This is a genomic window from Zhouia amylolytica (assembly GCF_900116365.1).
GTDB lineage: Bacteria > Bacteroidota > Bacteroidia > Flavobacteriales > Flavobacteriaceae > Zhouia > Zhouia amylolytica.
In genome coordinates, this window is record NZ_FPAG01000009.1 from 24,760 (window position 1) to 48,397 (window position 23,638).

The 23,638-nt window shown below is 36.0% G+C and carries 22 protein-coding genes; 8 read left to right on the plus strand and 14 right to left on the minus strand.

The genetic code is table 11. The features are described from left to right. Positions 1-117 precede the first annotated feature (117 nt). The 4 genes from BM361_RS14815 to BM361_RS14830 all read left to right on the plus strand — a co-directional run bounded on the left by BM361_RS14815 (position 118) and on the right by BM361_RS14830 (position 7,145). A complete protein-coding gene (locus BM361_RS14815) occupies positions 118-720 on the plus strand; it encodes an RNA polymerase sigma-70 factor (RefSeq protein ID WP_074979854.1) in 603 nt (200 codons plus the stop codon). A gap of 47 nt (positions 721-767) precedes the next feature. Then, complete coding sequence (locus BM361_RS14820) at positions 768-1,724, plus strand: FecR family protein (RefSeq protein ID WP_074979856.1); 957 nt, start codon at positions 768-770, stop codon at positions 1,722-1,724. Between the two features lie 174 nt (positions 1,725-1,898). Then, positions 1,899-5,363, plus strand: a complete 3,465-nt coding sequence (locus tag BM361_RS14825) for a TonB-dependent receptor (protein ID WP_074979858.1) — start codon at positions 1,899-1,901, stop codon at positions 5,361-5,363. A gap of 36 nt (positions 5,364-5,399) precedes the next feature. Continuing rightward, the gene (locus BM361_RS14830; RefSeq protein WP_074979859.1) at positions 5,400-7,145 is read left to right on the plus strand and encodes a RagB/SusD family nutrient uptake outer membrane protein; all 1,746 of its coding nucleotides are present in this window, start codon (positions 5,400-5,402) and stop codon (positions 7,143-7,145) included. Positions 7,146-7,188: 43 nt separating this feature from the next. Here BM361_RS14830 and BM361_RS14835 read toward each other — a convergent pair whose 3' ends face one another. Then, positions 7,189-7,704 carry a gamma carbonic anhydrase family protein gene (locus BM361_RS14835; protein ID WP_074979861.1) on the minus strand — a complete coding sequence of 172 codons (516 nt, stop codon included), beginning with the start codon at positions 7,702-7,704 and terminating at the stop codon, positions 7,189-7,191. An 86-nt stretch (positions 7,705-7,790) separates the two neighbouring features. On the opposite strand from BM361_RS14835, the gene BM361_RS14840 reads away from it, so the two are divergent. Further along, on the plus strand, positions 7,791-8,699 hold the full coding sequence (locus BM361_RS14840; protein WP_074980020.1) for a NifU family protein: 909 nt from the start codon (positions 7,791-7,793) through the stop codon (positions 8,697-8,699). 72 nt (positions 8,700-8,771) lie between these two features. On the opposite strand, the gene BM361_RS14845 is transcribed toward BM361_RS14840, so the two are convergent. Then, positions 8,772-11,027 (minus strand): inorganic phosphate transporter, encoded by a 2,256-nt coding sequence (locus BM361_RS14845; protein WP_074979873.1) that lies wholly within the window; start codon positions 11,025-11,027, stop codon positions 8,772-8,774. Positions 11,028-11,219: 192 nt separating this feature from the next. Between BM361_RS14845 and BM361_RS14850 the strand changes: the two genes are divergently transcribed. The 3 genes from BM361_RS14850 (at position 11,220) to BM361_RS14860 (ending at position 13,335) form a co-directional block, all read left to right on the plus strand. Next, the gene (locus BM361_RS14850) at positions 11,220-11,420 is read left to right on the plus strand and encodes a dodecin family protein (RefSeq protein ID WP_038266719.1); all 201 of its coding nucleotides are present in this window, start codon (positions 11,220-11,222) and stop codon (positions 11,418-11,420) included. A gap of 143 nt (positions 11,421-11,563) precedes the next feature. Further along, complete coding sequence (locus BM361_RS14855; protein WP_074979875.1) at positions 11,564-12,379, plus strand: mechanosensitive ion channel family protein; 816 nt, start codon at positions 11,564-11,566, stop codon at positions 12,377-12,379. A 137-nt stretch (positions 12,380-12,516) separates the two neighbouring features. Next, complete coding sequence (locus tag BM361_RS14860; RefSeq protein ID WP_074979877.1) at positions 12,517-13,335, plus strand: mechanosensitive ion channel family protein; 819 nt, start codon at positions 12,517-12,519, stop codon at positions 13,333-13,335. Here the strand turns inward: BM361_RS14860 and tsaB are convergent. The 12 genes from tsaB to BM361_RS14920 form a co-directional block, all read right to left on the minus strand. Then, a complete protein-coding gene (tsaB, locus tag BM361_RS14865; RefSeq protein ID WP_074979878.1) occupies positions 13,332-14,006 on the minus strand; it encodes a tRNA (adenosine(37)-N6)-threonylcarbamoyltransferase complex dimerization subunit type 1 TsaB in 675 nt (224 codons plus the stop codon). The two genes, BM361_RS14860 and tsaB, sit on opposite strands and share 4 nt — an antisense overlap. Positions 14,007-14,027: 21 nt before the next feature. Next, positions 14,028-15,449 carry a TolC family protein gene (locus tag BM361_RS14870; protein ID WP_074979880.1) on the minus strand — a complete coding sequence of 474 codons (1,422 nt, stop codon included), beginning with the start codon at positions 15,447-15,449 and terminating at the stop codon, positions 14,028-14,030. A 23-nt stretch (positions 15,450-15,472) separates the two neighbouring features. After that, positions 15,473-16,588: an efflux RND transporter periplasmic adaptor subunit gene (locus BM361_RS14875; RefSeq protein WP_038266733.1), complete on the minus strand. Its 1,116-nt coding sequence runs from the start codon at positions 16,586-16,588 to the stop codon at positions 15,473-15,475. Positions 16,589-16,629: 41 nt separating this feature from the next. Continuing rightward, positions 16,630-17,898, minus strand: a complete 1,269-nt coding sequence (locus BM361_RS14880; protein ID WP_038266736.1) for an ABC transporter permease — start codon at positions 17,896-17,898, stop codon at positions 16,630-16,632. Between the two features lie 2 nt (positions 17,899-17,900). After that, the gene (locus tag BM361_RS14885) at positions 17,901-19,130 is read right to left on the minus strand and encodes an ABC transporter permease (RefSeq protein WP_038266739.1); all 1,230 of its coding nucleotides are present in this window, start codon (positions 19,128-19,130) and stop codon (positions 17,901-17,903) included. Beyond that, positions 19,123-19,824, minus strand: a complete 702-nt coding sequence (locus BM361_RS14890) for an ABC transporter ATP-binding protein (RefSeq protein WP_074979882.1) — start codon at positions 19,822-19,824, stop codon at positions 19,123-19,125. The genes BM361_RS14885 and BM361_RS14890 overlap by 8 nt, the downstream gene beginning before the upstream one ends. Before the next feature lie 149 nt (positions 19,825-19,973). After that, the gene (locus BM361_RS14895; RefSeq protein ID WP_038266745.1) at positions 19,974-20,183 is read right to left on the minus strand and encodes a hypothetical protein; all 210 of its coding nucleotides are present in this window, start codon (positions 20,181-20,183) and stop codon (positions 19,974-19,976) included. A 21-nt stretch (positions 20,184-20,204) separates the two neighbouring features. After that, positions 20,205-20,747 carry a DUF420 domain-containing protein gene (locus BM361_RS14900; protein ID WP_074979884.1) on the minus strand — a complete coding sequence of 181 codons (543 nt, stop codon included), beginning with the start codon at positions 20,745-20,747 and terminating at the stop codon, positions 20,205-20,207. 3 nt (positions 20,748-20,750) lie between these two features. Next, positions 20,751-21,434: an SCO family protein gene (locus BM361_RS14905; RefSeq protein WP_074979886.1), complete on the minus strand. Its 684-nt coding sequence runs from the start codon at positions 21,432-21,434 to the stop codon at positions 20,751-20,753. A gap of 18 nt (positions 21,435-21,452) precedes the next feature. After that, positions 21,453-22,139 carry a hypothetical protein gene (locus tag BM361_RS14910; protein ID WP_074979887.1) on the minus strand — a complete coding sequence of 229 codons (687 nt, stop codon included), beginning with the start codon at positions 22,137-22,139 and terminating at the stop codon, positions 21,453-21,455. An 80-nt stretch (positions 22,140-22,219) separates the two neighbouring features. Then, complete coding sequence (locus BM361_RS14915) at positions 22,220-22,603, minus strand: cytochrome C oxidase subunit IV family protein (protein WP_038266754.1); 384 nt, start codon at positions 22,601-22,603, stop codon at positions 22,220-22,222. A 23-nt stretch (positions 22,604-22,626) separates the two neighbouring features. After that, a complete protein-coding gene (locus BM361_RS14920; protein ID WP_038266757.1) occupies positions 22,627-23,604 on the minus strand; it encodes a cytochrome c oxidase subunit 3 in 978 nt (325 codons plus the stop codon). Positions 23,605-23,638 lie beyond the last annotated feature (34 nt).

The window sequence follows — 23,638 nt, forward strand, 5'->3', positions numbered from 1 at the left end:
TAAAAAAATGTTAAATTGGACATCTGTTAATCAACCAAAATAATTCTTATAAGCAATCACCTACCCTCAATCTTTCCATAAAGGCAGTGGTTCTTTAAGGTTTAAAATTTGTTTTTAATGAAGAATAATCAAGACTTTTTAAACCATGAAAACTTCTATTTAAAGCTTAATAGCGGAGATAAATCTGCCCATGAACTCTTATTCAAACTTTATCAAAACAAACTTATGTGTATTGCAAAATCATACATAAGCAATAAGGAAGATGCGGAGGAAATTGTTCAGGATGTGTTCATAAAAATTTGGAATAACAAGTCTAATATTTCTATAAAAAACAATCTTAATGGATACTTATTTACATGTACCAAAAACCTATGTTTAGATTATTTAAAAAAGAAAAAAAGAAAAATTAACAGGGAAGGAAGAGTTCTTCAACTTGAAGCTGTAGTGAATTACAATGCCTTAGCAGATGAGGGTTATTCTGAATTAATTGAACAAGAATTGAACATACAAATTGAAAAAGCTATTGAGCAACTACCGGAAAGATGTAAATTAATTTTCTCTAAAAGCAGGTTCGAGGGAATGAAGTATCGCGAAATCTCCGATGAATTAAATATATCTATTAAAACCGTTGAACATCAGATAGGAAAAGCCCTAAAGGTAATGCACCTTCATCTCAAGGATTATTTAACTGCAATTGTATTTTTTTTACTATTCAAATAAGGGTGGTTTAACCATATGGCGTCTTTAATAGTAAAGACACCATACAAATGAACCAAAATCAATTAAAAAAATATATTAATAACGACCTCTCGGAAACTGAAAAGGAAGAGGTGTTAAACTGGATTAACAGTGACGTTCGTCATCAAGAGTTATATAATCAACTTAAGACTGAACACACTCTTCATTTATTAAAACAAGAACAACATTCAACTTCAGACTATTCTTTTATCACAAAAAAGAAAAAACGAAAACAGTTTAAGATTTATGCAGCTGCTGTAACCATACTGGTGTTATGCATCGTTTCTATCAAATACTCATCAAGTATACTTGAACAAGGCGTACTCCCTAATTTAGTTTCAGTAACTAACATCAACGGAGCGCATAAAAATGTCACCTTACCAGATGGAACCTCTGTTACTCTAAATTCCAACAGCTCCATAAGCTACCCGGAAAAATTCAATGACTCTGTCAGGTATGTAAACTTATCCGGGGAGGCTTATTTCGATGTTCAGCACAATCCAAACAAACCTTTCATAGTTGATGTGAACGGTATTGATATTCGGGTATTAGGAACGTCCTTCAATGTAAAAGCCTATGACGAAGACCAAAAAGTTGAAACTACTCTGGTAAGCGGTAAAGTAGAAATTTGGGATGATTCTAAAGAAAAAAACCTTACGCTCAGTCCTTCAGAACGAGCCACATTCAATAAAAAGAAACAAAATCTAAGAAAAGAGAAGGTTAATTCTGATGATATTATAGCATGGAAAGAAGGAAAACTAATTTTCAAACAAGTTCCTTTAAAACATGTTATAAAGGATTTAGAAAGAAAATATGGGGTTGATATAACCGTTAAATCCAGAGATCTTAATAACTATAAATACACCGGTACATTTAATAACCTCACTCTGGATGAAACTTTGGACATCCTGGAGATATCACTATCAATTAATTACACTAAAAGCAATAAGAAGATAATCATTAGTAAAAAACCAATCACTGAATGAATTAAAAACAAAAAGAGCGTGCGCCACACACGCTCTTCTATCTAACCATTATTAATAACAGTTAAATTAATTAAACTTCACAAAATTATGAAAAAAAAAGGCTCTATTGGATGTATATCCAAAATACCTATCATTCGTCTTATGAAGATTTATACGATCTTATTATGCATAACAATGGCACGAATATTTGCCTTGGACGGCTATGCCCAGAATATCTCATTGGACTTCACGAATTCGGAACTGGAAAGTATCTTTTCCGACATTGAAAACAAAAGTGACTTTAACTTCATTTACAGTAATAACCTTGTGGATGTTTCAAAGAAAACATCTATTAAGGTTGTCAATGAAAAATTAGCTGATGTTCTAGAAAAGCTCTTCGCAAAAACAAACATCAAATATCGTATAATCGAGAAACATATAGTTTTATATCCGGAGAACTCTGAATCAAAAAACAATGAATTAAATTCAAGCATTGAAAGCAGTATAAATTTGGCCGAAATGCTGGACCGAATTGATCCTGAAAGAATTACCCAAATGATCACAGGTTCGATGCAGAATCAAGTGACAGGAAGGGTTGTTGATGCCTCTGGCATTCCTCTTGCAGGCGTATCCATTATCGTTAAAGGAACTACCAATGGAACTTCTACTGATTTTGATGGAAATTACACCTTAAACGTTGCGGGAACAAATCCTATTCTCGTATTCTCTTACGTGGGTTTTAAGTCAGTAGAACGCCCGGTAAACAATCAAAACGTCATTAATATCTCCATGGTTGAAGACGCTGCTCAACTGGATGAAGTTGTTGTAGTCGGTTATGGCACTCAAAAGAAAATTAACGTTACCGGATCTGTTGCGTCTATCAAGGCTGAGGATGTGGTAAAAACCCCTACTTCTAATGTGAAGGGACTTATTATAGGTCAGGTACCAGGTGTTATAACGAATCAAACTCCGGGATTACCCGGACAAGACAATGTCGATTTAAGCATTCGAGGTTTCGGTAATCCTTTAGTCATCGTAGATGGAGTGGAGTCTTTTTTAGACCGGATCGACCCTAATGATATTGAGAGCATTTCGATTCTAAAGGATGCCTCGGCTGCTATTTATGGTGTGAGAGGTGGTGATGGTGTAATTTTGGTAACCACAAAAAGAGGTAAAGCCGGAAAAACTCAAGTAAATTATCATGGGTATACGGGGGTTCAAAAAGCCGTGAAATTTCCAGAACCTGCATCGGCTGCAGCATATATTCAAGCTAAAAGAAATGGAATTTTCAATGTTCAATACGATCCGCAGGATCCAAACGCTGCTATCAACTATGGTGATTTTACCGAAGAAAGGCTTGAACAATACCAGTCTGGTGAATTAACCAGTTACAACTGGGTTGATGCCCTATTAAAAAATGGGGGTGCACAACTTGCTTCCCACAATATAAGCGCCAGTGGAGGATCGGAAAAAGTAAGGTTCTATACTTCTTTGGGAACGCTTAACCAGGATGGAATTTTTAAAGGAGATTATAGTTATAAAAAGCTAACCATTACCAATAATTTAGATGCAAAACTAACCGAAGATCTCAGCTTAATCCTGAACAGTTCATATATCGATGAGACCAGAGATTATGCTGCCTTTGGTGTTGGAACCATTTGGAATGACCTAAGAACATCACAACCTTTTTATCCTACTGCACTTCCTGATCCGGATAAAGTTCCTTACAGTGGATTTACAGAACGTTCACCCATTGCCAGAACTCAGAAAAGATTTGGAGGGTACAATTTTACTACTTTAGAAACTCTTGCTGCTGCTTTAGAACTTAAATATGAAATTCCTTTTGTAGAAGGACTAACCATTGGTGCAAAAGCCAATGTCCGAAATCGACGTATCTATTTTGAGAATCTGGAAAAAACATATGGTGTTTATCGATATGATCAGGACACAGATGAATATTCTCTTGTATCTACCGTAAATCAGAATCCATCCTTTTCAAAAGGTTTTACAAATAGCGGTTCCGATCCTAGTGTAAGATTATTATCGCGATTCTATGCGGATTACAACAATAATTTGGGAGATCATAATTTTGGAGCCCTGGCCTTTATAGAACAAGAAGATAATGAGATCAACACTTTAAGTGCCACCCGGAGGAATTTATTATCGGATGATGTTCCGACCATTACTGCGGGTGATGACGGCTTAACTACTACAGGAGGGAATGGTCAACCGGTTGAATACTCGCGAATTAGTATCGCTGGTAGATTTAATTATTCCTTCAAAGAAAAATACCTTTTGGAAGCTACCCTTCGAGCTGATGCAAGTTCTAAAGTTTCACCAAATGTTCGATGGGGTTATTTCCCTTCTATTTCCCTTGGCTGGAATATTGCCAAAGAGAACTTTATGAAAAGTTCACCGTTTAATGAGCTAAAACTAAGACTTTCATATAGTGAAACCGGTAAAGATGATAATATAGGTAATACCACATTTGATTATTTAACGGGATATAATGAACTAAATACAGTTTATTATTTAGACGGAAACCCGGTAACCAATATCGTAACAGCAGGATTGGTAAACCCTTATTTAACCTGGGTTAATGTATCATTATATAATGCAGGGTTGGATTTTAGCTTAGATGGCGGAAAATACTATGGGAATTTCGATGTTTTTTACAGGGTTCGGGAAGGACTTGTTGGCCCTGCAATTGAGGATGTTCCTTCTACTTTTGGAGCCGACTTACCATTGGTAAATATTAATTCCCGTAACGATCATGGTTTTGAAATCCTTGCCGGTTATAAAGGAAGTATCGGAGACTTTAAAATTGATTTATCAGGTACTTTCAGTTACGCCAGAGAACGTTATCAGGATATCCAGGAAAATATTGATGCCAGTGACCCCAACCAGGTAAGAATTGACCAATTGAGCGGACGCTATGTAAACAGAACATTCGGATACATCTCAGATGGATTGTTCAATACCCAGCAAGAAGTAGATGAATATCTAGGTGCACACACCATTGAAACCATAAATGGCTCACCAATGGTTGGAGATATCAGATATAAGGATGTAAGTGGTCCGGATGGCTCTCCAGATGGTATTATAAACAGGTTTGATGTTCGTGAAATAGGATATGGCGAAAACCCTGATATTAACTTTAGTTTGAATACAAGATTCTCTTATAAGAACTTTTCTTTATCCATGTTATGGCAAGGTGCTTCACTATTTGATGTTAGAGGCACAGGACTTTACAGAGCTCCTTTCAATAACGAACAGGTTCCCCTGACGTTACATACCAAATATAGCTGGACACAAGATCCTAATAATCCTGGCATTGGTAACAATCCAAATGCCCAATTACCAGCTTTTAACAATGACGGGAGTCGCGTATGGAACGATACGTTTTCTGATTTCTGGTTAAAAGACGGAACCTTTCTTCGTCTAAAAACAGCAACTTTTGCATATCAAATGCCTAAAAGATCTTTAGAAATCTTAGGACTGAACAATTTAGAGTTTTATGTGACCGGGGATAATTTATTTGCCCTAACCAGATTAGGAATGTATGAAGACCTTTTAGACCCTGAGCAAGCCTTTAATAATTCGGGCTACTCCTTACCTCTTCTGAGAACCTATACATTCGGAGTTAGATTAGGTCTGTAAAAGTTATTTTTTGAATTAATAATAAAGAATTCAATCATGAGAAAAATATTTATAATTACAACCATATTAATTACATGCTTTAGTTGTGAAAAACAACTTACCAAGGAAGCACCGTTCATTTCTGAAAATGTAGTTTTCGAGTCTGAAAACTTAACGGAAGCATATATCGCGGATATTTATTCAAGATCGGCTTTTCAAGTAGCCTCTAATGAAAACATGGGACTTATATCAGCGGTAGGAGCTGAACACATCAACTTTGCAAACTGGCAGACCCCTAACAATGCATTTATCAGGTTATACTCTGAAGAAACGGGTCCTGGGCCGCTGGATCGATGGAACTTTTTCAACATAAGAAACATGAATTATTTATTGGAGAATATCGAATCCAGTGAAACCCTTAGTCAAGAATACATTCAAGCTAAAAAAGCAGAAGTGAGATTCCTGAGAGCTTATGATTATTTTGAAATGGTAAAAAGATTTGGCGGTGTTCCCATTGTAACCAAAGTTCAAAATCAAAGTGACCCGGAAGCGGAGCTCTATGTTTCAAGAAACACGGAACAAGAAGTATATGACTTCATTTACAACGAAACGCAGGCCATCCTCGACAATTTTGACAACAGTGCTGTAGGCGCCGATGGAAGAGTGGATAAGTACACGGTTCTTATGTTACAAAGCAGAGCAATGTTATATGCCGCCAGTATTGCTAAAAATGGTGAAGAAGGACCCAATGGCGTTACAGGAATTCCCGGAAACTTAGCCAATTCATATTATCAAAAAAGTTATGATGCTTCAATGGAAGTGATAAACTCCGGTATGTTCAGTTTAATTAATGCGGGAGATGACAAGGTTAGCAATTATGCTTCCATTTTTTTAACTGAAGGGTCAAGTAATCCAGAAACCATTTTCGCCGAAGTTTTTGAACCTGTAATTAAAGGACATAATTTAGATTTATTGGCAACGCCAGCAGGTTTTAATGCCACCTGGAATTCTAACTTCCCTGTTTTATACGACTTTGTGGAACTTTTTGACTTTACGGATGGCAGGTCTGGTAAAATTGACAGATCGTTATTCAATTCGGAAACTGAGTGGGATATCAACGATTTTTTCGGAAACAGAGATCCAAGGTTTAGAGCCTCTGTTTTTTATCCAGAATCTGAATGGCAAGGTGAAAGCGTATGGTTCCATAACAACACCATTTTGTCTGATGGAACCAAAGTGAATAGCACCACGCAAACTATCACCAGGATAGATGGAACAGAAATGCCCCAGGCAAGTGAGCCTAGAAACCGTAGAAACACTGCGCTTTTACTTAGAAAAAGGGTCGATGAGAACAATCCTGATCCCTCCGCCGGACAATCTGGCCAGGACTTCATAGTTTTCAGATATGCAGAAACCTTATTAAACTTTGCTGAAGCTGCTTTTTATTTAGGCAATACGGGTGAAGCACTGGATGCTATAAATCAAATCAGGGAAAGGGCAGGTATGCCTTTAAGAATAGGTATTACAGAAGACAATATTCGTCAAGAAAGACAAGTGGAGCTTTGCTTCGAAAATCACCGCTTTTGGGATTTAATCAGGTGGAGAATTGCAGATCAGTATTTAGATCAGGTAAGAACCAGAGGTCTTGTATATAGTTATAACTTAGATTCAAACAAATATATTATAACCTTAAAAAATGCCGAAACACAGATTCGTTCTTTTGGGCCGGAAAGATACTATTTACCTTTTGCACAAGGTCGATTAGCAGACAATCCAAATTTAGTTCAAAACCCGGGGTATTAATTTATATAGTAAAAAGCCTTCGCGATTGCGAAGGCTTTTTATTTTAATCTTCTTTATACCAGGATGCATACTTTACATAATTATTAGCAATCCGTTCAATTTCTCCTTTAGTTAAATCCGGACTTACATCTTTAACTTTTCTGGCTGGGACACCAGCATAAATACTACCTGACTCTACATGAGTATTTTGAGTTACTACAGCTCCCGCTGCAATGATACTATTACTTTCCACTACACAGTTATCCATAACTACACTTCCCATTCCTATTAGAACATTATCATGAATGGTACAACCGTGTACAATGGCATTATGCCCTATGGATACATTGTTACCTATAGTCGTTGGATGTTTTTGATACGTACAATGAATTACTGCTCCATCCTGTACGTTGACCTTATTACCCATTTTTATAAAATGAACGTCGCCCCGAATTACCGCATTATACCAAACACTACAATCATCGCCCATTACTACATCGCCCACAATAGTGGCATTTTCAGCTACATATGTATTCGTTCCCAGTACTGGTTTTTTGCCGTTTATTTCCTTTATTATCATTGCTCTTAATTTTTAATCTTAATGATTTCCAAATATATATAATTAGGATAGTTTGATTTTGTAGTTTTGCATAAAATTAGATGATTATGAGTAAGGTAACGATAAAGATTCAGCCGACTAACAGGCCGGCTATAGTTAAGTTTGAGGCTAATGTATTTCTAACCAAACATAAAAATTACGAATTCAAAAATATTGACGAGGCAAAGGATTCTCCATTAGCACAGCAACTTTTTTATTTACCCTTTACAAAAACGGTATATGTTTCTGGAAACTTCATTGCTATTGAACGTTATGATATTGTTGAATGGGCTGATGTTCAAAATGAAGTTGCTGAACAAATTGAAGCGTATTTAAATTCAGGGCAGCCAGTTGTTATAGAAGACACAGAAAACAAAAAAGTGCCTGTTTCTATTTATGCAGAGAACACTCCAAATCCGGCGGTAATGAAATTTGTTGCGAATAAAAAGCTGGTGTTATCTCCATTCGAATTTAAGAATATCGATGATGCAAAAGACGCCCCTTTAGCAAGTGCTCTTTTCCATTTCCCATTTGTTAAGGAAGTATTTATTGACGAAAATTATGTTTCCATTAGCAAATATGACATGGCTGATTGGAATGACATCGCTCAGGAATTAAGAGAGTTTATTCGAATGCATATAGAAGAAGGGAAAGAAATTATAACTGAAGCTTATTCAATTCAAAGTCAGAAAGAAAATAAATCAGCATCTGTGGCTTCAGATATTACTGATCTTGATGACACCTCTCAACAAATTGTTGACATATTAGAAGAATACGTGAAACCTGCTGTTGCCAGTGATGGTGGTAATATTGTTTTCAAGTCTTACGATGAACAAAGCAAAACGGTTAGCGTTATCCTTCAAGGTGCTTGTAGTGGCTGTCCATCTTCAACAATCACGCTAAAGAATGGAATTGAAACCATGCTAAAAAATATGATGCAGGATAAGGTCAATGAAGTTGTAGCCATTAACGGATAATGACCACTGCTTTCTTTAGAAAAAATAATAAAAAGGGCTCCGAATCATGGAGCCCTTTTTTATTTATTATTTTTATTTTTTAATCGTTTTATAGTCTTCATTAAACTCATTGAAAAGCTGCAGAAGATTTATACTTGCCGAAATCAGGTCTTTTGTTTCCAGAAGTAATCCGAAATAAAGCTTTGTGTTTTTCGGACTGGTTTCCGTGCTTCTTATTCTATCAATTTGCTTTTGAATTAATTGAGACACATGATCCAGCAGCTCCTTTTTTCCCTCAATAACGTTCTCTATATTATCGAACGATTCATTATTAAAATCTAATTCTATTTGTTCAAACAAAGGTTTTAATTTATTATCGATACTTTTTAAATCCCGAATCTGATTAAATTTCAAATTCTTATGATTGTTATTAACATGAGAAAAACTATTCTTTACGATATAACCAATAGATTGTACCATATCCTGCAGATAATCAAGGACCAGGATGTAAAACTTACTTGAAGCTACCGAGTTATCATCTAAAGATTTTATAAAATAAAATAAATCACCTTTAAGATCGTCTATCTCATTCTCAAGTTTTCGCAAGTTTTTCTTGTTCTTTTTAAGTTTACTTAAATCCTGTAAACCCAGGTTATCAATAACATTACTGTACAGTCTATTAAGTTTAATTATTACTTCAGAGATATTCCCAGAACTTTCTGTTATAATTTCATTTATGGTAATTAAATCCGACCTATCAAATTTTCTGGCAGCTTCCCGTTCTTTGATCTTTCTTTTATACACGGAATAACTTCTGATAAGTACCAAGGTAGCCAACAACAATAAAGCTATTAGAGCCAGAACACCTCCTTTGAACATCACAAATGCGAAAACAGCTGCCGCAATAAATGCAATAATTGCCGTAGCAAACCACCCTCCAATTACATTAAAAACTCCTGCTACTCTATAAACAGCGCTTTCACGCCCCCATGCTTTGTCAGACAATGAAGACCCCATTGCCACCATAAAAGTTACATAGGTAGTAGACAAGGGGAGCTTAAGTGAGGTTCCTATTGCAATTAATATTCCTGCCACTACCAGATTCACAGAAGCCCGGACCATATCAAATGCAGGTTCCTGATCTTCTCCTTTTGCCTTCTTGGATATAGGCTTTTCAAAACGTGAGGCTATGAAACGACTCATTTTTTTGGGTAGTATAAAAATAAGCACCTGATTAAAGTTCACTGCTGCTCTAACCATTAATCTCGATAAAAAGTTGGGCTCGAATCGTTCATTAACATCATCCTGGCTCGATAAATTAATTTCGGTTTCTGTTACTGTTTTGGCCTTTTTAGACAACCAAAGTGTCACGACCATAACAAGTCCTGCTAAAAACAAAAACACCGAAGGCGTTTTTACTTTTCCGGACAATGTTGCCATGGAAAATAATTCAGGATTCATTCCTGAATCTACCCATAATTGAAAAGATTGCCAGGCAGCAATTGGAACTCCTATAAAATTTACAAGATCATTTCCCGCAAAGGCTAAGGCTAAAGCAAAAGTCCCTATTAAAATAATCACCTTCAAAATATTCCATTTCATGACCATGATAAAGAAATATGATATGATCGTCCAAAACAAAAAACCTAAGCTAATTATCTCTAACTGATGCGCATCAATCCATCCCAATGTTTCAGGAGAAATAAAGGATACACCTTTTAAGCCTTTAATCAGAATGAAATAGGTTAATGCGGTTATTGCAACGCCTCCAAATACCCCACCATACAATTGTAAATTCTTATGGTATCTAAAGGAAAAAATTAATCGTGAGATGTACTGAATAAAAGCTCCTACACTAAAGGCTATGACCACTGACAACAAAATTCCGAATATAATTTGAGCTGCTTTACTGGTATTTATATAATTCAACAAATCAGTGACACTACCTCCATCAGCATAAATTTTAAGTAATGATATGGAAACTGCAGCACCTAACAGTTCAAACACAATGGATACGGTAGTAGACGTTGGTAGTCCTAAAGAATTAAACAGATCAAGCAGAAGTATGTCACTTATCATTACAGCCATAAAAATGATCATTATTTCATTGAAATAAAACTGCTCAGGGTTAAAAATGCCCTTTCTTGCCACTTCCATCATACCACTCGAAGAAACCGCCCCAATTATAATCCCTACACTTGCCACGATCATAATTGCCTTTATTGGGGCTGCCTTAGACCCAATTGCCGCATTTAAAAAATTGACGGCATCATTACTGACACCAACTACTAAATCGATTACAGCGAGCACAAAAAGTGCCACCAGCATTATCAAATATATCTGATCCATAAAATTACTTTACCTGTTGCAAAAGTCTATTAACAGCAGGAAAACTACGTTAAGTCAATGTTATCAAAACATCACTTAGAAATGAACTATAGTGCTGAATAATAAACATTTAAACCCTATTCACTTTTCATTTTTTGAAATAAAAACAGTAACTTTAAAGGAAATGGTTTAATCACTAAAAAAACATCAATTATGGCACTTTTAAAGGTTATCGAGATTTTAGCGAACTCTGAAAAAAGTTGGGAAGATGCTACCCAAAAAGCAGTTAAACATGCATCCAAAACGGTTAACAATATTCGATCAGTTTATGTAAATGAACAAAGCGCCACGGTGAATGGCGATTCAATCGATGAATATCGTGTTAATGTAAAAATCACTTTTGAAGTGAAATAACAACATCCTGACAAACGGGTGTTCCTATAACTTCACACCCGTATTTTCTTCTTTCAAAAAGCTTATTTAACACTGTAATAAAGATTTTACATCTTATTTGCATATTTTTGCCTTACTTAAAATGTTAATTAATTCTCTACAGCATGGATATAAATCAACTCACTGAAAAAATTGATTGGAATTTAATAATGAACTATGGTATTAAGCTCATTGGAGCAATTCTGGTATGGATTATTGGATCTTGGCTAATTAAAAAGGTAATGAAGCAAGTCTCCAGGATTATGGATCATAGGGATTATGAAATAAGTTTAAAGAAATTTTTACTGAATCTAATATCCTGGACATTAAAGATCGTTTTAATTCTTGCTCTTTTAGGAACATTAGGAATTGAAACAACTTCATTTGCTGCCATCATTGCAGCCGCCGGTTTAGCTATTGGTATGGCCCTGCAGGGTTCTTTGGCTAATTTTGCAGGTGGTACGCTCATAATGATTTTTAAACCCTTTAAAATTGGTGATTTTATAGAAGCGCAAGGGGTTTCAGGAACTGTAAAAGAAATCGGGATATTCACTACCACTTTAAATACTTTTGGAAATCAACTGGCTATTATCCCCAATGGCAAGCTTTCTAATGAAAATATTATTAATTATAGTGCTGAGGAAACCAGAAGAGACAACCTAACTATCGGAATCGATTATAGTTCTGATATTAAGAAAGCAAAAGAGGTTTTATTAGCCATTGCAGATGATCATCCTAATATTATGAAGGATCCAGCTCCTCAGGTATTTGTGGCGGAACTTGCTGACAGCTCTGTTAATTTCACCTTTAGATTCTGGGCTAAAAATGCAGACTTCTGGGATTGTCATTTTTATGCAATCGAAGAGGTTAAGGCTCGATTTGATAAGGAAGGTATTGAAATCCCTTATCCTCATCAGGTAGAAATACAAAAGAAAGGATAGCTACTCGAAGGGGAAGTTATTTTATAAATAAACAGCGATCTATTTGAAGATAGATCGCTTTTTTTATGGCTATTATCAAAACAAAATAAGCTGAAAATGACTAACTTGTAGGAAAGTAACCTAAAACATCAAACATTATGAAATTAGAAGATTGGTTCGATCAGGGGATTGATTGGAATCTTATGGTTGACTATGGAATTAAAATTGCTGGTGCCATAGTCATTTGGATTATCGGTTCGTGGATCGTTAAAAAAATTGTCAAAGGGGTTGACGCCTTAATGACCAAAAGAGCTTATGAAATTAGTTTACGTAAATTTTTGGTAAACTTACTGAAATGGGTCCTCATAGCCTTATTAGTTATTGTTGTTTTGGGCACCATAGGTGTGGAAACTACATCTTTTGCTGCTATTATAGCTGCAGCGGGTTTAGCCATTGGTTTGGCTTTACAGGGTTCGCTTGGAAATTTCGCCGGCGGGGCTCTTATAATGATTTTTAAACCAATAAAGGTTGGTGACCTTATTGAAGCACAAGGAGAATTAGGAGTAGTCAACGAAATACAAATCTTTACTACCATTCTAACCACGCCGGATAATAAAACGGTAGTTATTCCTAACGGACCATTATCCAATGGTAATATCAAAAATTATTCTAAACTAGGTAAACTCCGCGTTGACCTTACTGTGGGGGTTGCATATGACTCTGATATCAAGCAGACGAAAGACGTTCTGATGGAAGCACTGACATCGAACCCTAAGGTTTTAAAGGAACCAGCTCCTACCATTGCTGTTTCTGAATTAGCGGATAGCTCTATTAACTTTGCCGTAAGGCCATGGGCCACTACTGCTGATTATTGGGATGTCTATTTTGGTTCTCTGGAAGCATGTAAAAAAGCCCTTGATGTGGCAGGTATTGAAATCCCATTCCCTCATCAAGTGGAAATACGAAAAAATGTTTAACGTTTTTTAGGCTTCGTGACTACAAAATCTTTTAAGTAGTAAGGTTCAAAATAAGCTACGTTTTCAAAGTCGTTTATTTTGAACTTTTCTTCTGAAAGTTTTACCATTTCCCTCGCTGAAGGAACATGTTTTGAAGCTATAATATGGACATTGCTACCCTCAACCACGTCTTTACACTTTTCTGCACCCGGACCGAGAAGATATACCTTTCCTTCTTTATATTCTGAAAAGGAGTCTTCGGTAATAATTTCGGCTTTAGTAGCTCTTATTTCTCGATGGTTATTGTCAAATACAGCAGCATACACCTCCATCCTTCTTGCGTCTAACAAGGGGATAATTACTCCCTCATCAATTTCCAACTGATGCGACAAAGCTTCCAGCGTATTTAAAGCAATCAGAGGCTTATCTAAGGAAAAACAGAGCCCTTTGGCTGCGCTTACTCCAATTCTTAGTCCTGTATATGACCCGGGGCCTTTACTTACCGATATTGCATCGATATTATCAAAAGATAAAGAAGCATCTTTCAATGCTTCTTTTATAAATACATGTAACTTTTCTGAATGTGAATACTGGGCATCATCTTTTTCTACTAATGAAATTAGTTCTCCATTTATCCCAATACTAATTGAGCAATTGGTTGATGATGTTTCTATATTTAAAATGGTAGCCATACTTGCAAATAATCTGCAAGTTTATAACTCCTCCACAGGAATTCCAAAATAATATTCTAAAACTTTCAGTTTAAAGATGTAGTCATATTTAGCTCTAATGAGTTCTGCCTGAGCATTATCTAACCTGGCTTGTGCCTGACTAAAATCAAAACTGTTCATTAAACCTACATCAAAACGCTCTTTAGCATATTCATACGCCAACTCCCTTGCTTCTAATGTTTTTGAAGAAGCCTCAAATGTTTTAAAAGCACTTTGAGCATCATTCCAAACCTGATTTATGGTATTCTCTAAATCTAGTTTAGTTTGCTTAAGCATCAGCTCATTCCTTCTAACGTTAACTTCATTTCTTTTCACATTGTTCCTTGCTGCAAAACCATTGAATATTGGAACATTTAAAGAAACACCAAATGACTGTCCATCATTCATCCATAACTGATCTACAAAAGGCAAAGGACCTGCTACACCAAAAACAGGGGTTTGAGTCACTACGGCATCTCCTGTACTCTGGACAGTTCCTATTTGTGTTTGCGTAGTTTGGCCAGTAGCGACAGAACGGTCTTGATGGCTTACACGTGTATCGTACCCATAAAAACCAGTTAAGGTTGGCATCATTGTTCCTTTTGCAATTTTTAAATCCATTTCAGCGATCTCAACATTAGCCATTGAGAGTTTAACATCTCCTCTAAAGGTCAGTGACTTTTGATAAATCTCTTCAGGAGTAATTTCTGTTATCGTAGACTTAGGAATCATATAATCTTCATCGGCTACATCAAAATTTTCATAATCATCCAACAACAATAGTTGCGCCAGTGAAATTTTAGATAGTCTTAATGCATTTTCAGCATTGATAATTCGTTGTTCCTGAGTTGCTGCAGTCGCTTCAATTTCTAATAAATCTCCTTTAGGGAGCACTCCACTTTCAACAAGTTCCTGAGTTCTTTTCAGATCTTGTTCCGTAACGGCATATTGGGCTTTTTGAACCACCAAATTTTCTCTGTTAAATAAGATTTGAAGGTATCCATTAGCCACAGCTAATGATATATCATCTCTCATATCATCCATTTGGTACTGATTTGCTAAAATATTTAATTTTGAACGTCTCAGACGGTTTTGGTTTTGTAAGCCTTTAAAAATATCAACTCCTACACTCACTCTACCTGAGGTAAACTGGGTAGTAGCTGTACGCAATACACCCGTGGTTATATCCTGGTTTAAACCAACATTCCATGAATGCGAAGCGCTTCCATTTACTGATGGCAAGAAGTTCCCTACTGCATCAGACTTATCAATTTCAGCATTTTCAAGATCAAGTTCCGACTGTTGAATAGAGATATTATTTTCAATAGCATACTCGACACATTCCCTAAGGGTCCATTTCTTCACCTGAGCAGAAACCAAATAGGAGCACGACAGTAATAAAAGGGTTATTATTTTGACTTTCATGAAATCTATTTTTTCGAATTAGTTTAGTTGTTTTCAGCTTCCTTCTTTATAGGCTCTGTTTTATTCCAAACCTTAACTTTATCGCTTTCTGACAATCCAGATGTAATCTCTACATTAATACCATCCGAAATACCAACTTCTATATCTTTTCTTTCGAACTGCTGATCGCCAGTTTCAACTTCAACATATGGCTTTTCTGTTTCTTTATCATATTGAAGCAATGCTTCTTTAATGGCTAGTACATCTTCCTTTTTATCTAAAATAATAGAAGCGTTTGCACTATAACCAGCTCTTATAAAAGTACTATCATTAAGTTGTACCTCACCTTCGATTTTAAACTGTACTGCGCCTTGTTCTTCAACACCTTTTGGTGCTACAAATCGTAATGAAGCTTCAAATTCTTTATCCTGAATAGCACCAAAGCTCACTTTTAAAGGCATTCCCAATTCTAATTTTTCTACCTCTGCCTCATCTACCTGGCCTTCAAAAATCATTTGAGTCATATCAGCAATAGTAGCAATGGTGGTACCATCATTAAAATTATTTGCCTCAATAACTTGATCACCTTCTTTCACCGGAATTTCCAGTACAGTTCCTGTAACCGTGGCTCTAATATTGGTATTGGCTGTAGCAGAACCACCAGCAGAACCGCTCTTAATAATCTGATAATCATTTTGAGCATTGGTGAGTTCTTGTTTAGCCTGATTATACCTAAGTTCTATATCCAGGAACTCCTGGTTTGAAATAACTCCTTTATCAAAAAGTGTTTTATTCCTATTGTATTCAGCTTCTGCTGTATTTAAAGAAAACCTGGCGTTACTTACACGTCCGCGGGCACTAACCAAGGCTTGTTCATTTGGAACGACTTTAATGGTCGCTATGAGATCACCTGACTTCACTTTATCCCCTTCCTCAAGTACTATTTTATCTATAATCCCAGATATTTGAGGTTTAATTAGCACCTCGTCTTCAGGAACTACCTTTCCGGTAGCCACTGTTTTTTGCTCTATATCCGTTTTAAAAGGAGTCTCCGTTTCATAAACAATTGCAGACTTGCTATTGCTTTTAATAAAAAAGGCGGCTGCCCATAGTACACCCAAAATTAAAACTCCAATTCCGACGTATTTTAGAATTTTCATATGATTTGATTTACTTAATTGATGTTTAGGTTTGTATTTTATTATTCTTCTCTTAATGCATCTATTGGTTTAATACTAACAGCACGTTGCGCTGGAATAAGCCCGATTAATAACCCGAGCACAACCATGATCAATAATGCCCCTATTACATAAGGAATCGGCACTGTAGGATTGGTATACGGGAAATCTGTCATGTCTTTGGTCAAGGCGTTGATACCTGCCAATAAACCGGCACCTAAGACTATCCCAACAATTCCTGCTAACATGGTTAAGAAAACAGACTCCAGGATTATCTGGCTTCTCACTTCTTTAGGAGTTGCACCCAAAGCTCGCCTAACGCCCAACTCTTTGGTCCGTTCTTTAACGGTTATCAATAATATATTTCCGATTCCAACCACTCCAGCTATGATGGTCGCAATCCCCACAATTAAAGAGAGAAAGGTCATTCCTTTGGCAAAACCCATTATTCTTCCGAACATTTCGCCCAGATTGAAGGACCCAAAAGCTCTTTCATCTTCAGGATCAACTTTATGCACCCTCTTGAGGGTTGTTTTTATATCTTCCTCGACTTTTAACACATCTACATTTCGGTAAGCTGCGATTGAAAACCAATCTACATTCTCACCGGTATTGTACAGTTTTCGATACGTGGTAAAAGGGATATAAATATCGCTATCGCTTTCAAAGCCTCCTCCCGGGACAAATTTATGGACTCCTACGACTTGAAAATAGATATTATCAATCCTAATGTATTCTCCCAGCGGACTTTCGTCTTCTTCAAAGAGTTCCTTCTGGGTTCGTTCTCCTATAACGCAGACCTTCCTTTCGTATGTTATATCATCATCATTAATAAATCTTCCTCCATCATAGATTTTTTTAGTAGCTATTTTAGTAAAAACCGGAAAGTCTCCATAGATATTAAAACTACCTGTCTTCTGACCACGCACAATATTAGAACCGCCACCTCCAAACACTCCTTTAGCATTCCTGGGAGCAATAAACTCAATTTGTGGAACACGCTGTTGTAAAATCTCAGCATCCGATAATTTTAATTGTAAAGGTCTTCCTGTTTTGAAACCAGCATAAGGAATACTTGTTTGCTGCGCCCAAACGAACATACTATTCATGGCAACATTCTCAAATGCTCTTTCAAAACCATTATCCAGTCCTTTTGCTGAACCTGAAAGTGCTATATAAATAAAAATCCCCCAAAGTACTCCCACCATAGTAATAATGGTACGCAATCGGTTCTTTCCTATCGAACTGAAAATTTCTTGCCAGGTATCTCTATCAAAAACAAATCTAAACATATCTATTCGTCTCTTAGTGCAACTATCGGCTTAATTCTAGCGGCACGTTTAGCAGGAATATACCCTGCTATAGCTCCGGCAATAATTAAAATAAAGGTTGCCACGATTGCTGTATTAATATTTATATAAGGATTGGTTATAAAATAATCCTTTAGCGTATTTCCCAGTGAGTTTAATAATACCACACCAATAACCATCCCTATATATCCTGCGATGGTTGTTATGAAAACAGCTTCAAGGAGAATCATTGAAATAACAGCTCTTGGGGTTGCGCCTAATGCTTTTCGAACTCCTATTTCTTTGGTACGCTCTTTAACAATAAACACCATGATATTACTGATTCCAATAATACCTGCTATAATTGTTCCGAATGCCACAAACAAAACTATTAGCTGAAGAACTCCAGCAAATTGTTGATTTTGTTTTAATTGATCTGCTACATTACGAATGAAAATTGCTCTTTGATCTTCAGGGCTTATATTATGTTTTTCTTTCAGAAACTTATTCAAGCTTTTTTCAAAAGCCATAGCGCCGGGATACCCTATCTCTTGTTTAAATCCTAAAATTATTTGATCAACTTTATCTGTATTTTTCTCAATAAGTTGTCTGGTAGTATACGGTATATAAATATATCTTTCTTCATTATCTCCTCCATCGTCCTGAAAAACTCCGATCACCTTAAATGCACGACCGCCAAGGTCTATATATTTTCCGATGGCATTGGCAGTACCGAAAAGATCCTTTTCCACAAGTCGCCCTATAACTGCATAGCGGGTGCGCTCTAAAACATCATTTTCATTAAGATAACGGCCTTTCATCATTATAGTCTTTTCATTATACTGATGAGCAGGACCAACAGCTCTGGTGTTATAATTATTAGACTCGCCTTTATACTTCACCAAAGCACTTCTACTTATTCTTGGAGTTATATACTCCAGAAACATTGGAAAGTTTTTCTTTATATCATCAAGATCATCATTCTTGAATTCTATATTCCTATTAGACTTGAAACCTTTGTAAGGCATTGAAGTTCTACCGGCAAAAACGAAAAATGTATTGGTAGCATCGTCCATAAAAAACTCGTTAAAAGTGTTTTTAAGACCATTACCAAAACCATAAAGAACAACGAAGATTAAAATTCCGAGTGCTACTGTAAAACCAGACAAAAATGTACGAAGTTTATTTTTGCTAATGGTTTCAAAGATTTCTTTCCAAAGATCTCTACTAAACATATTCAGCAGCCATTACCTGATTAACCAATTCATCTTTTTCTATAACCCCATCTTTCAGATGTACAATTCGTTTACACATGTTAGCGATATCTGGTTCATGAGTAACTACTAAAATTGTATTCCCTTCTTGATTGATCTTTTGAATCAGATCCATCACTTCATAAGAAGTTTTACTATCCAAGGCTCCCGTAGGCTCATCTGCCAATAGAACTTTTGGTTCAGCCGCCATTGCTCTGGCAATTGCCACACGTTGTTTTTGTCCTCCTGAGAGTTCATTCGGGTGATGATATGCCCAATCCCTAAGTCCAACTCTTTCGAGATATTTCATAGCTTTATCCTGACGTTCTTTTCTGGGCATTCTTTGATAATACAAAGGCAGAGCTACATTTTCAAGAGCTGTTTTGTAGTTAATTAAGTTAAAAGACTGAAAAATAAATCCAAGGAATTTATTTCGATATTGGGCTGCCTTGGTTTCATTGAGATTTTTAATAGGAACTCCATCAAGCATATATGTGCCGGTGTCCATTGTATCCAGCATTCCCAATATGTTTAAAAGTGTAGATTTACCGGAACCTGAAGAGCCCATGATTGCTACCAGCTCTCCTTCTTTAACTGAAAAATTTATTCCTTTAAGTACATGCAGCACATTAGACCCCATTTTATAGGATTTGTGCAGGTCATTTATTTCAATCATGGTTAGTGTAGTTTTACCTTACAATTTAAGCACTTCTCAACAATTAAATAATAAAATAATGTTAAGAGCCTCAATCTTTTGTTCTACCCATAAGACTACACAACCCTATAAATGTTACATTTAAAGTGAAAAAATATTAAAAAAGCTTGTTACCCTTTTAATTTGCGGTATATGAAATAACCTAAGGCTCCCATCAAAATATAAGGGACTGCCATTAAATAGACAATACCATCGTTGATCGCCTCGGCTACCTCTTGCTTTTCTCCACTTTCCAGAACGGCTCTGCACATAGCACATTGAGCGTCTGCAACGGCAGGAACAAGCAACAAAAACATAATAACCAACACTAACTTCTTCATGGAAAACTCTTTATTACAAATTTAAGCATAATAGGGCGAAATCATTAAATAGACCACCACTCCTGTAATAGCCACATACAACCATATTGGAAAAGCTATTTTTGCGATCTTCTTATGTTTATCAAAAACCCTGGCCAAAGCCCTTACATAGGTTATCAACACCAATGGAATAATTGCTATCGAAAGAACTATATGGCTAATTAAAATAAAGAAATACACATAGCGTATGGCTCCTTCACCACCAAAAGGAGTAGAATCGGAGGTCATGTGATAGGCGACATACATTACCAAAAAACTAACAGATAGTGCAATACATAATTTCATAAGATTTTCATGTAATTTCACTTTACCATTTTTTATGGCAAAAAACGCCATAATCAGAACGCATGCAGTTATCCCATTAATGGTTGCATAAATTGGTGGTAAAAAGGATAAAGGTTCTACATTAAAACCATAATCTTTCAGTTTAACGCCAAATAAAATTGCCACCACCAATGGAATAGCAATTGACAGGATTATAATCCACTTATTATATTTTTTCTCAACAGTCGTTACCTCACTCATGCGCTACTCGTTTAAAAGTTGTTTAATGTCTTCTTTAAGTAATTCTATATCTCCACCATCTCCATTTTCGCCTACTCCATCATAATACACCTTAGGATTGCCAAACTGATCTGTTCTACAAGTGATATTTCCCTCTTTATCAATTAAAGCAAAAAGTCCTGAATGCTCAAAACCACCTTCTACATTGGCATTTTGCCCAGCATAAAGGTTAAAACCTGTATTGGACAAGCCATAAATCATTTCACGATCTCCCGTTAGTAAGTTCCAGTTCGGATGGGTAATACCATATTTCTGAGCATACTCTTTTAACACTTCGGGGGTGTCGTTTTTAGGATTTATGGTAAATGAGGCCACTCCAAAATCATTCTCATTACGGAAGGACTCCTGTAACTTCAGCATATTTGTATTCATGATCGGGCAAATGGTAGGACACGTAGTAAAAAAGAACTCTACAACATACACTTTACCAGCATAATATTTATCAGAAATCGTATCATTGTTCTGATTAATAAATGTGAAAGCAGGGACTTTACCTAATTTGACTAACTCAGCCTTTTTTTGACCAACCTTATGGCGGTCTTCATCAACCACATCATTATCTTTAATTCTGTTTACAATCTCCGGGATAAAGATGATTCCGAATATCAGAATAACCAATCCAACCCATATATATGATTTGTTTTTCACAATCTAAAATTTTATTAATTATCGCTTATCCACTTTTTTTAAATACGAGTCTCTCTTACCTGACTGTTCTTCGTCATTCTTCTTAAGAGCCATCCTGTATTCGGCAAGAACTATTTTAATGTCATCAATCATTTTATTATTGATCTCAGCTACAGAGGTCGTATTATAGCCATAAAGGACCCCTCCTGAAACATCTTCATCATCGGTTCTGCCCCTTAGGTTTAATTTTTTATCAATAATATAAGCATAGGGATTACCTAAATGATCGTCCAGGTCCGTATCTGTTTTTAAACTATTAAAAAACGACGCTATCTGACTGTCTGTTCCGAACACAAAATTCCAATTAGCTGTATCCGTTAAGAAGCTAAGCTCAGCCTTCAGATCTTTGGCATCATGCTCAGCACCTACTGGAAAAACGGCTACCAATTGAAAATCTTCAAAACCATTAAATCGCTTATAAATTTTTTCATTAAGATTTAAAGCATTGTTCTTTTTATTCAGGACATCATTTCCAAAAAAACTAAGAACAGTAATCTTATCCTTTAAGCTAACTGATGATCCATCTAAATTTTCGAATTCATTAATATCATCTACTCGTTCAGACAGTATTGGTAATTTTGCAAAGTTGTTGACTCCAGATGCAAAAAAAAGATAGACAACAATTGGAAGGATAAAAAGTACAGCAAGTACCAGGGACTTTTTCATTTACTATTTGTTTTCGGTACAAAAATAAAAAAGACGGTTTAAAACCGTCTTGAAAGTATTGTTAAAAGTGCATATAGTGTTTAGAAGTTCCAAGTTACGAAACCATCTTTATACACTTCATAAATATAATCTCCTTCAACTAATAGGATAAATACCAAATAAGGTATTAAAATAACTAAAGGCAATACCAAAGACCACTTAAAACCGGCCTTTTCATCACGCAGGTGCATAAAATCCCAAGCGATGTAATATGCTTTTACAATAGTTAATCCAATAAAAATCCAGTTTAACAACTTCATCCCTAACACTTTTGTCAAAGACCATTCTGGCCTAACAATACCAAGTGCTACCTCGACTGCTGTTATAATGGAAAGTAAGATTAAAACTCCCCATATTTTTTGAACGTTACTCTTAAAATTTAACGTTCCTCTAAAAATTGCAAGTTTATGATTATCGTGTGCCATTGTTTTTTTTCTAATTTCAATTATTATACAAGGTAGAAGAATGTAAATACAAACACCCAAACTAAATCTACAAAGTGCCAGTACAACCCAACTTTTTCAACCATTTCATAATGCCCTCTTCTTTCGTAAGTCCCTATTATCACATTAAAGAATATAATAATATTAATTACAATTCCTGAGAACACGTGGAATCCGTGGAATCCGGTGATAAAGAAAAAGAAGTCTGCGAACAATGGATGTCCATATTCGTTACGCGTAAGGTTAGCTCCTTCTACCACTAGTTTTGCATCTTTAAGTGCCTCTAGCGATTCTTCTCTTGAAAGTACTTCTTTTTTGTGACCTGTTTCATCAAAGAAAGCAGTTTTCACTAAAACATTCGGATGACTTTTAACACCCTCAACAACTTCATTTATTGTATAAGATGGAAGCGACCCTTCTGATTGAAACCAAAAAGCATCTTTGCGCTCTAACCTATCTCTTTCTGATGGAATTGTGGTAGCGAACTCTTCTAATGCGATTCTCTTTCCTGTATCGGCATTCACAAACTGAAGGATATTCCCTCCTTTGGTTTCAACTGCGCCATAGTCTCCCTTAATAAAGGTTGCCCATTCCCACGCCTGAGAACCTACGAATATTAAACCACCAATGATGGTAGCAAACATGTACCATGTTACTTTAGTCTTTTTCATTTTATGCCCGGCATCAACGGCAAGCACCATCGTCACTGATGACATAATTAGAATAAAGGTCATAAAGGCCACATAATACATTGGATAATTACCATGAAAGAAAGGAACGTGCGTAAACACTTCATCGGCAATTGGCCAAATTTCAATAAATTTAAATCTTGAGAATCCGTAAGACACTAAAAACCCTGAGAATGTAAGAGCATCTGAGACGATGAAAAACCACATCATCATTTTACCGTAACTTGCTCTTAACGGCTCATTTCCGCCTCCCCAAACTTTTTCTTTAGATTCTGTAGTAACCGTAGCTTCCATATACGTGTTAATCTGGTTATGTTTAAAAATTTGT